Raw genomic sequence first — 13959 nt, forward strand, 5'->3', positions numbered from 1 at the left:
TCTTGCAGTTGCGCCATCCTCTGTCTAAGGCGCTCGCAGTCGAAGTGCCCAACAGTACTTCGGCAAGATCGCGCTGGTGCCCCGAAAGGGGCTTAATAGGGAACACGGTGAGGGCTTGATTGTCCGAATCCGAGGCTGTCCCTGCAACTGTAAGCGGCGAGCGCGATGCACATGTGCGGCGGGACAAGGTTCCACGCCGCCAGCCACTGGGCCGGACGCTAAGTCATGCGAGGCCTGGGAAGGCCGTGCATCGACGCAGTGACCCGTGAGCCAGGAGACCTGCCCGCGCATGGTCGCTCTTGCCTTGGTCCAGGGGATGGCCGCGGCACGGAACTCCGTCTGAGCGACGCATGTGCGGCGAGGGCCGCACCGGCACATGTGCCGGGCGCTCATGGCGTCCGTCCGGCGCGTGGACCGGCCGTTCGCGCGGAAGCCCTCGTCAGTTTCGCTGGCGCCGACGGGGCTTTTTGCAATGCAATCACGATACGTTTCGCACACGGCGCTTGCCGTCGTCCTCCTGCTCGCGCCCTCCGTGGCCATGGCCGAAGAGGACGCGGATTCCATCATCGTCACCGGCAAGAGCGTCGAGGAGACGCTGCCGCAGGAACTCAGCCGCTACGGTAGCGACCTCTATCAGGTCAGCGAGCAGGATATCGACGACCGGGGCGCAGTCGATGTGGCGGCGGCGCTGCAGACGGTGCCGGGGCTCTACGTCATGCCGGGCAACGGGCCGTTCAGCTACGTCGACGTCTCGATGCAGGGATCGCGTACGCAGGACGTGCTGTGGACCGTGGACGGCATCCGCATCAACAACCGCCTCTACGGCGGCACCTCGCCCAACGACACGCTGCCCGCCAGCATGGTCGAGCGGATCGAGGTGCTGAAGGGCGGCGAGAGCCTCTTCTATGGCACGCAGGCGGCAGCAGGCGTCATCAACGTGGTAACCCGTTCGTTCAGCGACGAGTTCGGCGGTCAGGTCAACGCTCAGGTCGACAGCCGGGCGGGCACCAATGTCGACGGCTACGTCCGGGGTAGCCTGGGCAGGCATCGCTTCGTCGCCTGGGGGTCGCACAACAGGTCGGAAGGCTACCGGCCCTACAGCGAGATGGAGCCCAGTGCGACCGACCGCAAGCGTGGCTACGACCTGTGGTCGATCGGCGGCAAGTACCAGTACGACTTCAATTCCGATCTGCTGCTGAACCTGCAGTACCAGCACACCGAGGCCAAGCTCGACAACCTCTCCGCGATCCGCGTGCGCGAAAGCCGCAACGACCGCAACGAGGAGATCGCCAGCATCCGCCTCGACTACGTCGGCAGCGAGACGGTGCAGTTCTTCCTCAAGGGCTACTACCACGACTGGAACACCGCCTACGTCCAGATCCGCAACGACCTGGCGACCGGCGAGCCGGTGGTGATCTACCCGGCCGGGACCTATTGGGGCTACAAGGACTTCGGCGGCAGCGCCGTGGTCAAGCTGCGGCCGCATAGCGGGCTGGAGTACCTCGTCGGCTACGACTTCCAGAACTTCAAGGGCCGCGACGACGTCCTGCTGATCGGCAAGACAAAGGAGAAGGTCCAGGCCGGCGTACTGCAGGTGCGCACCACCGACGACCTGTCGGACCGCGCGCGCCTGTCGGCGGGGCTGCGCTACAATGACGGCAGCGGATCGAAGAAGACGGTCTGGAACGTCTCGGGCCGCTTCGACCTGAGCGAGGACCTCTATCTTGAGGCCAACGGCGGAACCTCATTCCTGCTCCCCAGCGCGTCCCAGCTCTACCAGATCGATCCGTGCTGCGAGAAGGGCAACCCGAACCTCGAGCCTGAGGAAAGCCTGGGCGTCAACGTCAGCATCGGCGGCCGGTTCGCGGGCGGAACCTTGACGTGGCAGGCGACGGCTTTCGCGCGGCGCATCGATAACCTGATCGACATCGACTATAACGATCCGGCCTATCCTGACGGCATCTACACCAACGTCGATAAGAAGGTGAACGTGCGCGGCGCCGAACTGCAGCTTGGCGCCAAGATTGGCGACGGGTGGGAGCTTTCGGCAAGCTACACCTACACCCGCTCGCGCAATTCCGGCTCGGACCTCCAGCGCGACCGTACGCCCGAACATCTCGCACGCGGCGGCATCGCCTGGCGCCCGACCGAGATCCCGTTCGGCGCCAACGTCTCGGTCAACTGGGTGGGTGACACCTGGCGGACGGTTTCCGGCTTCGGGCGGCGCAACTACGGCCAGTACCTCGTCGTCGACGCGGGGCTGCATATCTACCCCGACGGCGACGCACGCCGTCACCGCTTCGGCGTGAACATCGAGAACCTGTTCGACAAGGACTACGCCTCGGGCCTGGGATCGGCGCCGCGCGACAACGGCAGCGGGCGCTTCCTCTACTCCGTGCGCGGCGTGCCCCGGACGCTGCGGATGAGCTACGGCCTGGCGTTCTGAGGGAGGGGGCGATGACCTTGCGTCCGATCCTTTTCCTCCACCGCTGGCTAGGGATCATCGTCGGCGTCGTCATGACGGTCTGGTGCCTGTCCGGCTTCGTCATGATCTACTCGCCCTATCCCCGCTTGCAGCCGGCCGAGCAGTTGCGGGGGCTGGCGCCCCTGCGGCTGCCGGCCGGGGTGGACTGGACCCACCTTGGGCTCGCCGACGACACGGCCTTGTCCTCGGCGCGGATCGAGCGGCTCGGGGAACGCGCGGTCCTGCGCGTGACCCCGGCCCTCGATCCGGCGCGGCCCATCGCGCAGATGCGGGCGACGCCGGAGAATATCGACCTCGCCTCCGGTCGCGCGGTCGAGCCGCTGTCCCGCGAGGCCGCGCTGGCGCAGGGCCGCTCGTTCGGGGCCCGCTTCGCCATCGACGGGGCAGCGCTGTCCGCGACGCCGGTCGCGATCGACCAATGGACCGTGCAGACCGCGCGGCGTCATCAGCCGCTCTGGCGGATCGACTATGCGGGCGGTGCCACCGCCTATGTCGCCGGGTCGGGTGAGGTGGTGCAGCAGACCACGCGGGCGGAGCGCTTCTGGGGATGGCTGGGCGCAGTGCCGCACTGGCTTTATCCCACGTTGCTGCGGCAGAATGGTGCGCTGTGGTCGCAGGTGGTGATCTGGGCCTCGCTGCTCGGCTGTTTCCTGACGGTGACGGGCCTGTGGATCGGGCTGGTCCGGCTGCGGCGCAACCGCGAGGGAAGGCTGGGTTCGCCTTATCGCGGACTGTGGTGGTGGCATCACATGGCCGGGCTGGTCTTCGGCATTCTCACGCTGACCTGGGTTGCGAGCGGCCTGTTGTCGATGAACCCCTGGGGCTTGCTCGACAGCATGGCGGGTTTTGCCGAGCGTGAAAGACTGTCGGGACCGCTGCGCTGGGGGGAGTTGCGCAAGGGCCTCGCCAACGTCGGCGAGCTGCCGCCCGGTACCGTGCGGATCGAGGCAGCGCCGCTCGGCGACAGGACTTTCCTCGCGCTGGTGACCGCCGATGGCGCCCGGCGCCGCATCGACGCGGAAGGGAAGCCTTCCCCGCTGCGTGATACGGAACTGCGCGTCGCGCTCGCCGACGGGCCGTCAGTGGCGTCACTGCAATTGCTTCAGCAGCCGGACGCCTATTACTACCCCCACCATAACCCCGCGCCGTTCCCGGTATGGCGCGCGGTGCTCGCCGACGCGCAGGCGACGCGCCTCTACATTGACCCTGCGACCGGGCGTCTGATCCGTGGCTTCGACGTCAATGGCCGGCGTTTCCGCTGGCTGATGAACGGCCTCCACAGCCTCGACCTGCCGGGTCTTCGCGCGCGGCCGCTGTGGGATCTGGTGCTCTTGCCGCTGCTCGCTATGGTCACGCTCGTTTGCGGCACCGGCACATGGATGGGCATCCAGAAAGTCCGCCGCGACCTGCGGCGATCGCGCAATCGCCGCCGCCGCCAGAAAACGCTCGTTACCCAGGGAGCCACCGCATGAACCGATCCTCCGCCAGTACCCGCCGCCGCCCGCGCATCCTCGGCCTGTTCGCGGTCCTGCTGGTGGCGAACGCCGCCGCGTGGGCCTGGGCGTTCAGCGCGTTCCATGGCGACGCGCTGATGCTCGGTACGGCATTGCTGGCGTGGAGCCTGGGGCTGCGCCACGCCGTCGATGCCGATCATATCGCGGCGATCGACAACGTTACCCGCAAGCTCATGCAGGATGGCCAGCGCCCGATCACCGTGGGCCTGTGGTTCGCCATCGGGCATTCGGCGATCGTGCTGCTCGCCGCGACCACCATCGCGCTCGCCGCGGGGTCTCTTACCGATTTCGAAGCGTTCGGCCAGGCTGGCGGCGTCATCGCAACGGTGGTTTCCGCCGGCTTCCTGTTCGCCATCGCGATCATGAACCTGGTGATCCTGCAAGGCGTCTGGACCCGCTTCCAGCAGGTGCGCCGGGGCGGGACTTATGCCGAGGAGGACCTCGACATGCTGCTGGCGGGCCGCGGCTTGCTGGCGCGCCTCTTCCGCCCCGTGTTCAAACTGGTGAGCAAGAGCTGGCACATGGCGCCGCTGGGCTTCCTGTTCGGCCTCGGCTTCGACACAGCTACGGAAGTGGCGATTCTCGGGCTGTCCGGCGCCCATGCGGCGGACGGGGTGTCGCTGTCCACGCTGCTTGTCTTCCCGGCGCTGTTTGCGGTGGGGATGGCGCTGATCGACACGGCCGATGGCGTGATCATGCTGGGCGCCTACGAATGGGCGTTCGTGAAGCCTATTCGCAAGCTCTACTACAACATCACAATCACCTCGATCTCGGTGCTCGTGGCCTTGGTCATCGGCTCGATCCAGACCGCAGCGCTGCTGGCCGACAGGTTCGCGCTGCGCGGCGGCCCCTGGGAAGCCGCGAGCGCCCTGTCGGAGCACTTCAACATGCTCGGGTTCCTCATCATCGGCATATTCATCGCATGCTGGGTCATCAGCTATGCGATCTACCGCTGGGGGGGCTTCGACGGGATGGACGTGGTGCGGGCATCACCTTCGGCCGCCGCCGACGTAGGTGCCTGATCGCCGGAGGAGACGATATCGGGATAGCGCTCGAGGATGGCGCTGGCGACACCGTTGGTCCAGCCAAAGCCGTCCTGCAGCGGATATTCGCCGCCCCCACCAGGCTTTCTCTCCTCGATGTCGTACTTCTCGAGCATCTTGCCGGTCTCGGCATAGGTGATCTGCACGGTGCCGATCCACCGCTGCGCGACATCACGCGCCAGCGTGTCCTCGTGGTAGCGCCGCAGTCCGCTGATTGCGACCCACTGCAGCGGCGCCCAGCCGTTGGGCGCATCCCACTGCTGGCCCGTGCGCAGCGCCGTGGTGCGCAGGCCGCCCGGCGCAAGCAGTTTGTCCCGGGTCACCGCTGCGACGGCCCTGGCCTGCGAAGGGGATGCCATGCCGACGAAAAGCGGATAGAGCGCCGCGCTCGACAGCACCGACCCGGGGCGGCGTGCGTCGAGCAGCCAGTCGGCAAAGCGCTTCTCCCTTCCGAACCACAGATAGCGATCGACGGCGGCCTTGCGCCGCGCGGCACGCTGCCCGTATTCGCGGACGCAGGGCTGGTCTGCCGCCTTGCGACAACCCTCCTCGATCCGCTTTTCCATGGCCCAAAGAAGGGCATTGAGATCGACCGGAACGACGTTGGTGGTGCGGATCGTGGCCAGATCGTCGGGGTCGCCCAGCCACCGCGAACTGAAGTCCCAGCCGCTCTCGGCTCCGGCCCGCAGGTCGCGGTATACCTGCGCGGCATCGCGGCCCCTTGCCTCCAGCGCGGTTGCGCGATCCTCGGCGAAGGATTCGTCGCGGGGCGTGTCGCGGTCGTCCCAGTAGCGGTTCAACACGCTTCCGTCCGGCATCCGGACGACCCGCTTGCAGGCGACGAGTGCCGCCGGGCAGTCCTCGCCGGTCATCCAGTAGGCATGTTCCCGGCGTAGCGCCGCCAGCCGGCGGGCGCGGATGGTGCCGTCGGTCTGCGTTGAAAGATCGAGCATCAGCGCGAAGAACGGCGGCTGCGACCGGCTGAGGTAGTAGGTGCGCGTCCCGTTGGGGATGTGGCCGAAGCGCTCGACGAGGCTGGCGAAGTTGTCGATCATGCCCTCGACCAGGTCGCGGCGCCCATCGGCGACGAGGCCGAGCATCGTGAAGTAGGAATCCCAGTAATACATTTCCCGGAAGCGTCCGCCGGGAACGACATGGGGTGCGGGCAGCGCAATGGCGGAACTGCCCGGCGGCGGCGTGAGTGCTTCGCGCGAAAGGTGCAGCCATAGCGCGCGGATGTGCTCACGCAGCGGCTGCTGCGGCCTGTCGTTGACGCCGGGAACCGTGAAGTTCGCCAGCACGAAAGTGCGCAGGTCGGCGGGAGAGGTTGGCGGGCTGGCCTCGTACTGCGCCATGATGACGTCGGGCGCGCGCCGGGGAACGGCGTCGGCGAATGTCTTGCCGTCCTCGAACACGCGGCCTTCCTGGACCGCGGCGAAAAGGCCGCCGAACTGGTCCGCAGGTGACGGCGGCGCGTTGGCCGCCAGCGCGAGGACCAGCAGCGGGATCGACAGGCGCGAGCACAGGCGGCGGACTGCATGGCGTTTCGCGGCGCTGTTTTTACCCAATGCACTTCCCTTGCGACGTTCGGCTGCGAGCCGAGCGGCTTCGGGAAGGTCAACGAGCCAGATGCATCGCGGTTTCAACCAAAGGCGGACCCGGCGTGAGCCGGGTCCGCTATCGGCGTCAGAAGTCGACCGAAACCGAGCCCATCACCTGGCGTGGCGGGATGTATTCGACGCTCGTGGTGCCCGAACCGTAGGGATCGGAGAAGCGCGAGGCGATGCCGGCCTTGTTGGTGATGTTCTGGGCCCTCAGCCCCAAGCGCCAGGGAGCGTTCTCGGGGGTGTAGCTGATCGAGGCGTTGAAGATGGTGTATTCCGGCACCTTGTCGAGGAAGCTGTCGGCGAAGACACGGTAGTTGTAGCTGCCCCGATAGGCGACCTCGCCGCGCACCGCGAGTTCGGCGTCGGGCAGGAAGGCGGTGTAGGTGGCGGCGAACGAGCCCTGCGTGGTGGGCATCTTGGGCAGGCGTTTGCCGTTCACGTTCTCGCGCGCATCTTCCACCGCCTGCTCGATCCGGGCGTCGTAGTAGTAACCCGCCGGATAGCCGAGCGCGGCGAAGGTCGAGGCGCGGACCTGCGCGGCGGTCTGGGCGTCGATGGTCAGGAAGTCGGACGTGAATTTGCCCTTGCCCCACGAGAAGGTGCCATCAAAGCGCAGGTTGGGCGAGGCGACGAAGCTGCCTTCGGCCTCGGCGCCCCAGACTTCGGCCTTGGGGATGTTGTCGGTGCCGCCGGCGAAGGGCACCGGGTCTTCCGCGGTGAACTGGAAGTTTTTGTACCAGTAGTAGTAGCCGGCGACGTTCAGACGCACGCGCTTGTCGAAGAACTCGTTCTTGGAGCCGATCTCCAGCGCCTTGACCGTTTCCTTCTTGAAGCTCTGCGGCACGTACTGCGGGCCCGACGAGAAGCTGCCGGGCACGAAGGCCTGGTCGGAGACGAAGCTGACACCGGTGGGCTTGTAGCCGGTCGAGCCGGTCAGGTAGACCGAGTTGGCGGGGGTCAGCTTGTATTCGGCGCTGATCTTGCCGGTGACCGCGTCGCTCTTGGTGGAGCGCGGCGGGACGGTGTAGAAAAACTGGTAGGGCTGGGCCGAGACCTTGTCCCAGCTGTAACGTAGGCCTGCCGTGATCGCGAGCGCGTCCGTGGCATGGAAGATCGCCTGGCCGTAAGCTGCCCACGAGGTGTGCTGGTAGGGGCTGTCGGTCTGGAACTTGACGCCGGTGCCGTCGGGCAGGACCACGGCGGCGATGCCTGGGGCGGAGAGTTCGAGGATGTCCTGCAGCGCGCGCTGGCGCAGGTAGAAGCCGCCGAGCGTCCACTCAAGGCTCGAGGTGTTCTGCGAGCTGAGTGTCAGTTCCTCGGTGAAGGTCTTGCTCTTGTCGTGCCAGCGCACGAGATGGTCGAAGATGTCCGGGTTCGCGGTGCGGTCGGATTCCGACTCCTGGTTCTTGTTCATGAACTGGTACGCGCTGACCAACTTGAGCACCATCGTGTCGCTCAGTTCCTGGGCCAGAGTGAGCGAAACCATCCGCGTGTCGAGTTCGTACATCGCCGGGTAGTCCTGGTCGACGTGGCGCTTGCCCGGCGTGGTGTCGGTGATCAGCTTCTGCACCGCTCCCGCATGCTTGGCGTGGAAGGCAGAGCCTTCGAGCAGGGCACTGAAGGTGGAACTGGGCTGCCACAACAGCGAGGCGCGGCCGGCGACGTTGTTCTCGTCCTCGAGTTCGTACCTGTCGACGTTGGGCACGCCGACCGAGTAGCCGTAGCCATCGTGACGCAGGTACTGTCCGGCGAAGCGCGCGGCGAGCGTCGACCCCAGCGGAACGTTCACGGCGCCATCGACCTTGACGTAGTTGTAGTTGCCGTAGGACGCGGAAGCATTGCCGCTGGAATCGCCGATAACCGGTTTCTTGGTGATGACGTTGATAGCGCCGCCGGTCGAGGTCTCGCCGAACACGGTGCCCTGCGGGCCGCGCAGCACTTCGATGCGGTCGACATCGATGAGGTCCTGCCCCAGCGACATGGTATGGGCGATGTAGACGCCGTTGATGTGGAAGGCGACGCCCGGCTGCGAGTTCGGGTTCGAACTGGTTTCGTAGCCGATGCCGCGGATCGTCACGACGCGCTCGGCGCCCTGGTTGCGCGCGATGCTGAGGCCGGGGACATAGCCGTCGAGGTCGTCGATGCGGGTGGTGTTGCGCTGGCGCAGCACCGAGGAATCGATCGCGGTGATGGCGATGGGCACGTCCTGCAGGCGCGTGTCGCGCTTCTCGCCGGTGACGATGATATCACCGAGCTGGGCGGAGCCGGCAACATCGGCCGCGTCCGCTTCAGCCTCGGCGGCGAATGCGGGCATGGCCGTGGCGGCGATCGTCAGCAGCGACGTCGCGATGGCGAGCCGGGCGGCGCGGCGGTTGAGTGTCTTGGCTTGCATGTGGATCTCCCTGTAACCTGTTGAGATCCGCTCCCGTTATTATTTTGTGTTTTGTGGCATTTCGCGCGTGGCACCTCACCACGCCACGACCTGCTTCGTGTTTTGATGGGCAGCTGCATTCCCCGCCTTGCCGAGGGGATTCGCCACCTGATGCTACGGACACACTAAGACCGAAATTTCGATCTGCAACGTAAATAGCATTGCATTATGCAATTTGTTTTCGACTCATCTTCCATTTTCGATCCATACGGCGAACCGGGGTGTATGCTTTCACACCGGCATCCCTGCGGCAATGGTTCGGGGGCAGCGCAACTAAGACTGTGCGCCCCGCGACAAGTTTGCCGAGGATGGCCGCTAGGCGAAGTTCGTGGTCTGGGAATGTCGCGAAACGGTGCAGGTATCTCAATTCCATAGCAATAAATAGCACGGCATAGTTCATTGCGTTTTCACGCAAAGTTAGGTTACGTTGCCTTTCACCGAAAAAAAGGGGCTCCGACATGTCAGGCGCGATATCCGATCCTTCCACGGACCTGTCGCTGCTGTCCGCCACCCGGCAGGCGGAGTTGATCCGTGAGGGCACAGTATCGCCTGTGGAGGTCATGGACGCCGTATTGGCCCGCGTCGAGGTGCTCGAGCCGGTGTTGCACGCCTTCTGCGTTCTCGCCGCCGAACCGGCCCGCGCCGCCGCGCGCGAAGCGGAGGCCGCCGTCCTGCGCGGCGATTCTCTGGGGGCGCTGCACGGCGTGCCGATTTCGATCAAGGACCTGATCTGCACGGCCGACATGCCCACCGTCAGCGGATCGCGCGCCTATGTCGGGTTCCTGCCGGAGAACGACGACGTCTGCGTCGAGCGCATCCGCGCGGCCGGGGCCATCGTCATCGGCAAGACCAACACGCCCGAATTCGGGTACGCAGGCGCAGGCAAGAACGAGGTCTTTGCGACCACCGCTAACCCCTGGAACCCGGCGATGACGTCGGGCGGTTCGAGCGCGGGAAGCGCGGCGGCTGTCGCCAGCGGCATGGGTTCGCTGACGATCGGCAGCGACGGCGGCGGTTCGATCCGCGGGCCGGCGAGCTTCTGCGGACTGTTCGGGCTCAAGCCCTCGTTCGGCCGCGTGCCAGCCTGGCCCGGCTGCCGCGACCAGCGCCACCCCGGCGTGAGCAGCTGGGAAAGCGTCGAGCATCTGGGGCCGCTGACCCGCACGGTCGAGGATGCGGCGCTGCTCATGTCGGTAATCGCCGGACCCGATGCGCGGGATTGGCACTCGCTGCCCGCCGGCGACGTCGACTGGCTGGCCGCGCCGCGTGCGCAGCTCGGCCGGCTGCGGATCGCCTATACGCCGGACTTCGGCTTCTCGGTGGTGGAGCCCGAAGTCCGCGCGCTCACTGCGGCGGCGGCGCGGGTCTTCGCCGACGATCTCGGCTGCGAAGTGGTTGAAGACAGCCCGCCGCTGCAGGACATGTTCGACCTGTTCCTGACGATCATCATGCGCGATTCGGATCTGCGCGGCATGCGCGCGCTGGCGGCCGACGGACTCATCCACCTGCCGGGCCTGCTGATGATGCTGGAGCGTCAATGGACGGCGGAGGACTTCACCGACGCCGCGATGGCGCGGCAGGCGGTGTGCAACACGCTGCGGCTATTCATGCAGGATTACGACCTGCTGCTGACGCCGACGGTGTCCTCGCTGCCGTTCCCGCTCGAGCACTTCAACCCGGCCTCGGTCGCGGGGATACCGGTGGAGCAGGCCAATGCCTCGCCGTTCACCTATCCGTTCAACTGGACCGGGCAACCGGCGGCAAGCGTGCCTGCCGGCTTCACGTCAGCGGGGCTGCCCGTGGGGCTCCAGATCGTCGGTCGCCATCTTGCCGATGCGACAGTGCTTGCCGCGGCTGCGGCGTTCGAGCGGGCGCGGCCCTGGGCCCATCTGTGGCCGGATATGGCGCGCCTGCCGGAAGGCCTGCACACCTGATGGTCGCGCAGGCTGCGGTACTATTGCAGGGCCGGACGGTTTCTTTGCGCATGATGCCCCGCCATTTGATCGCGAGCGCACGCGGGCACTTGATGCTTGCGTCCGGCCGGGATTCACCGAAGCTGATGGTGCGATGCAAGGCGGGTTTCGAATTTCCGCCTTGCCCATGCAAGAATGACAGTTCACGTTACAAATAGAATCGCATTGTAAATAATCATGCGATTCGAAATTAGAACAAGGTTCAGGGATTAAGGCGTGCAGGCGATGCTGCGGTGGGAACACAGGCCCACCGCAGCATGCCATGGCGAGCGAGGCCCAACGGGCAAGCCATGCGCACAGCCGGGTCGAAACGGGCCCAAGCATCGGGGAGGATTTCCGGAACGAAGGGCGGTGGCAACGCGCGCACCCTTGCGGGTGCGCCTCTGACGAATGGGGGGTTATTGTGATCACGAGAGCTCGATTAGTGAAGTCCACGGGTGTCTCCGTCCTGGCGCTGCTTGGCGCGACCTGCCCGGTACATGCCTCGGCCGCAGCGGCGGACGAAGCTGCCGATGCGGCGGCCGACAGCGCCGACGCCGGCGGCTCCGGCGCACCGCTCGAAGAGATCGTCGTGTCGGCCGAGCGCACCAATGTGACGCTGCAGAAGGCGTCGCTCTCGGTGACCGCCGTCACCGACGATACGCTCAACAAGGCCAACATCACCGAAATCACCGGCCTCAACGGCAGCGTGCCCGGCCTGGTCGTTGCAAAGAGCGGCGGCGGCGAGCGGCTGATCTCGATCCGCGGCATCGGCTCGGAAACGCCGGAGAACCCGAACACCCAGCCCGGCGTTTCGTTCCACGTCGATGGCGTCTACATCTTCAACTCGATCGCTGCCAACGCCGCCTTCATCGACGTGGCGCAGGTCGAAGTGCTGCGCGGGCCGCAGGGCACGATGTACGGCCAGGGCTCGACCGGCGGCACGATCAACGTGGTGTCCAAGCAGCCTGAGCCGGGTGAGTATTCCGGCTCCGCGAACATCGGCTACGGCAACTACAACCTGCTCAAGGCCGACGCGGCGCTCAACATTCCCATTGGTGAAACCCTTGCGGTGCGCGGCGCGGTACAGCATTACCGGCACGACGGGTACGCCAAGGCCACCAGCGTCGCCGGCGATCCCGACTACGAGTTGGACGACGCCGACGAGTGGGGCGGCAAGTTCGCGGTCAAGTGGCAGCCTAGCGACCGGGTATCGGTGCTGCTCAGCACGATCCAGTACAAGGGCGACAACAATGCCGCTGCCCAGAAGAACATCCTCGACCCCAATCCCGACAAGCGCGAGCTGACGCAGGACTTCCCGGGCAAGACGTACATCCGCACGCAGTTGTATTACGGCGTGGTCAAGTTCGACATGGGCGGCGCGACGTTCAGCTCGATCACGAGCTACCAGAAGCTGCACAGCAACCTTTCCTGGGACGGCGATGGTCTGAACACGGACCTGTTCTACAACCTGACCAACGCCATCAAGCCCGGTACCGGCGTGCGCTACGACCACATCGCCGCCTGGGAGCAGCACACGAAGTCCTGGACCCAGGAGTACAACCTGGCCTCGGACAACGACGGCCCGTTCCGCTGGATAATCGGCGGCGTCTACCTGCACTCTAGGAACGACAACTACATCAACGAATTCCGGTCCGCGCTCGGTGACGGCCTCAATGGCCAGCTTCCGGTCGATACGCCCTACAACGACCCGCGCGTGAAGACTTTCACTTACGCGGAACTCTCGTCGATCACGCGCGAGGCCTATGCCGGCTACGTGCAGGCCAGCCTCGACCTGACCGACAAGCTGTCGATCACCGCCGGCGCGCGCTACAACCACGACAAGTACAGCGGGCAGGGCGATAGCCAGGCCGGGCCGACGACCGACAAGACCTCGGGCGCCTACCTCCAGCCCACTCCGGGCGTCGGTACCACCACTGCTCGTGTCACCGGCAAGTTCGCGGTGGACTACGACCTGACGCCGCAGAACATGCTCTACGCGAGCTACACGCGCGGCTTCAAGCCGGGCGGCATCAACAGCTCGGCCTCGCAGGGCAACTCGTCCTTCACCATCTTCGGATGGGACAGCGGCGTGAAGCCCACCTTCAAGCCCGAGACGCTGGACTCGATCGAGATCGGCTCGAAGAACCGCTTCTTCGGCAACACGCTGCAGCTCAACGCCTCCGCGTTCTACTACTTCTACAAGAACCTGCAGTTCCTGGAAGAAGACGCCGTGCTTTTCGCGGACGGCATCAGCAACGGGCCCAAGGCGGAAGTCTTCGGTGCGGAGTTCGAGGCCGACTGGCGCGCCACGGAACACCTGCGCCTCGAGGGTTCGCTCTCGCTGCTGCACGGCGAGTTCAAGGGCGACTACCTCGCGCTCAACCCAACGGCGGCGGACGCGGCGCAGGTCGCGGCGGGCTTCGCGGGCACCGGTGGGTTCTACGGCAATTTCTACGCGGCCTCGCTCGCCCGCGAAGCGGCCCGCCAGAACATCAATGGCAACAAAATCCCCAAGATGCCTTCGGTGCAGGGTTCGGCTGCCATTTCGTGGACCGGCCAGATCGGTTCCGGCGAGTTCACCGCCCGGGCCCAGTACATCTATCGCGGCAAGTTCGACTCCCGCGTCTTCGGCACTCCGGTGCAGGACGACACGCCCGGCTATTCGCAGGTCAACCTCTTCGCCAACTACGATTTCGGCGAAACCGGCTTCCATGCTTCGGTGACGGTGACGAACGTGTTCGACACCAATGGCGTCAACTCGCGCTTCACCGATCCCTACGGCAGCGGGCAGATCTCCGACACCTTCATTGCTCCACGCCAGGCGATCTTCTCGGTCGGCTACAAGTTCTGAAGACCACGAGACTGCCTTCGGGCCGATGCAGCAACGGGAGGGCCGTCGCCATATGGCGACGGCCCGATCGTGC

8 protein-coding genes and 1 riboswitch are annotated in these 13959 nt (G+C 65.8%); of the genes, 5 read left to right on the forward strand and 3 right to left on the reverse strand.

What is annotated here, in order from left to right:
- Window positions 1-57 precede the first annotated feature (57 nt).
- Window positions 58-301, forward strand: a riboswitch (cobalamin riboswitch).
- 171 nt (window positions 302-472) lie between these two features.
- Genes AC07M9_RS15665 through AC07M9_RS15675 form a run of 3 tightly spaced genes read left to right on the forward strand, consistent with a single transcriptional unit; the run spans window position 473 to window position 5021 of the window.
- Complete coding sequence (locus AC07M9_RS15665) at window positions 473-2446, forward strand: TonB-dependent receptor plug domain-containing protein (RefSeq protein ID WP_494884891.1); 1974 nt, start codon at window positions 473-475, stop codon at window positions 2444-2446.
- A gap of 11 nt (window positions 2447-2457) precedes the next feature.
- Entirely contained in the window at window positions 2458-3957 is a 1500-nt protein-coding gene (locus AC07M9_RS15670; protein ID WP_494884892.1) for a PepSY domain-containing protein, read from the forward strand.
- On the forward strand, window positions 3954-5021 hold the full coding sequence (locus AC07M9_RS15675; RefSeq protein ID WP_494884894.1) for a HoxN/HupN/NixA family nickel/cobalt transporter: 1068 nt from the start codon (window positions 3954-3956) through the stop codon (window positions 5019-5021). The genes AC07M9_RS15670 and AC07M9_RS15675 overlap by 4 nt, the downstream gene beginning before the upstream one ends.
- Here AC07M9_RS15675 and treF read toward each other — a convergent pair.
- From treF to AC07M9_RS15690, 3 genes are all read right to left on the reverse strand, one after another.
- Window positions 4946-6610, reverse strand: coding sequence for an alpha,alpha-trehalase TreF (gene treF, locus AC07M9_RS15680; RefSeq protein WP_494884895.1), 1665 nt, complete (start codon window positions 6608-6610; stop codon window positions 4946-4948). The two genes, AC07M9_RS15675 and treF, sit on opposite strands and share 76 nt — an antisense overlap.
- 118 nt (window positions 6611-6728) lie before the next feature.
- Window positions 6729-9041, reverse strand: a complete 2313-nt coding sequence (locus AC07M9_RS15685) for a TonB-dependent receptor (RefSeq protein WP_494884897.1) — start codon at window positions 9039-9041, stop codon at window positions 6729-6731.
- Window positions 9042-9246: 205 nt separating this feature from the next.
- Entirely contained in the window at window positions 9247-9480 is a 234-nt protein-coding gene (locus AC07M9_RS15690; protein ID WP_494884899.1) for a hypothetical protein, read from the reverse strand.
- A 58-nt stretch (window positions 9481-9538) separates the two neighbouring features.
- On the opposite strand from AC07M9_RS15690, the gene AC07M9_RS15695 reads away from it, so the two are divergent.
- Together AC07M9_RS15695 and AC07M9_RS15700 are read left to right on the forward strand one after the other, a co-directional pair.
- Entirely contained in the window at window positions 9539-11014 is a 1476-nt protein-coding gene (locus AC07M9_RS15695; RefSeq protein ID WP_494884901.1) for an amidase, read from the forward strand.
- A 463-nt stretch (window positions 11015-11477) separates the two neighbouring features.
- The gene (locus tag AC07M9_RS15700; protein ID WP_494884903.1) at window positions 11478-13886 is read left to right on the forward strand and encodes a TonB-dependent receptor; all 2409 of its coding nucleotides are present in this window, start codon (window positions 11478-11480) and stop codon (window positions 13884-13886) included.
- The last annotated feature ends 73 nt before the right edge of the window (window positions 13887-13959 follow it).

The sequence above is a fragment of the Novosphingobium sp. GW821-FHT09E05 genome (genome assembly GCF_059416165.1).

Bases quoted from the DNA above. Each gene is read 5' to 3' on its own strand.
- AC07M9_RS15665 (WP_494884891.1), top strand. From the start codon at position 473: ATGCAATCACGATACGTTTCGCACACGGCGCTTGCCGTCGTCCTCCTG.
- AC07M9_RS15670 (WP_494884892.1), top strand. From the start codon at position 2,458: ATGACCTTGCGTCCGATCCTTTTCCTCCACCGCTGGCTAGGGATCATC.
- AC07M9_RS15675 (WP_494884894.1), top strand. From the start codon at position 3,954: ATGAACCGATCCTCCGCCAGTACCCGCCGCCGCCCGCGCATCCTCGGC.
- AC07M9_RS15685 (WP_494884897.1), bottom strand. From the start codon at position 9,041: ATGCAAGCCAAGACACTCAACCGCCGCGCCGCCCGGCTCGCCATCGCG.
- AC07M9_RS15690 (WP_494884899.1), bottom strand. From the start codon at position 9,480: ATGAACTATGCCGTGCTATTTATTGCTATGGAATTGAGATACCTGCAC.
- AC07M9_RS15695 (WP_494884901.1), top strand. From the start codon at position 9,539: ATGTCAGGCGCGATATCCGATCCTTCCACGGACCTGTCGCTGCTGTCC.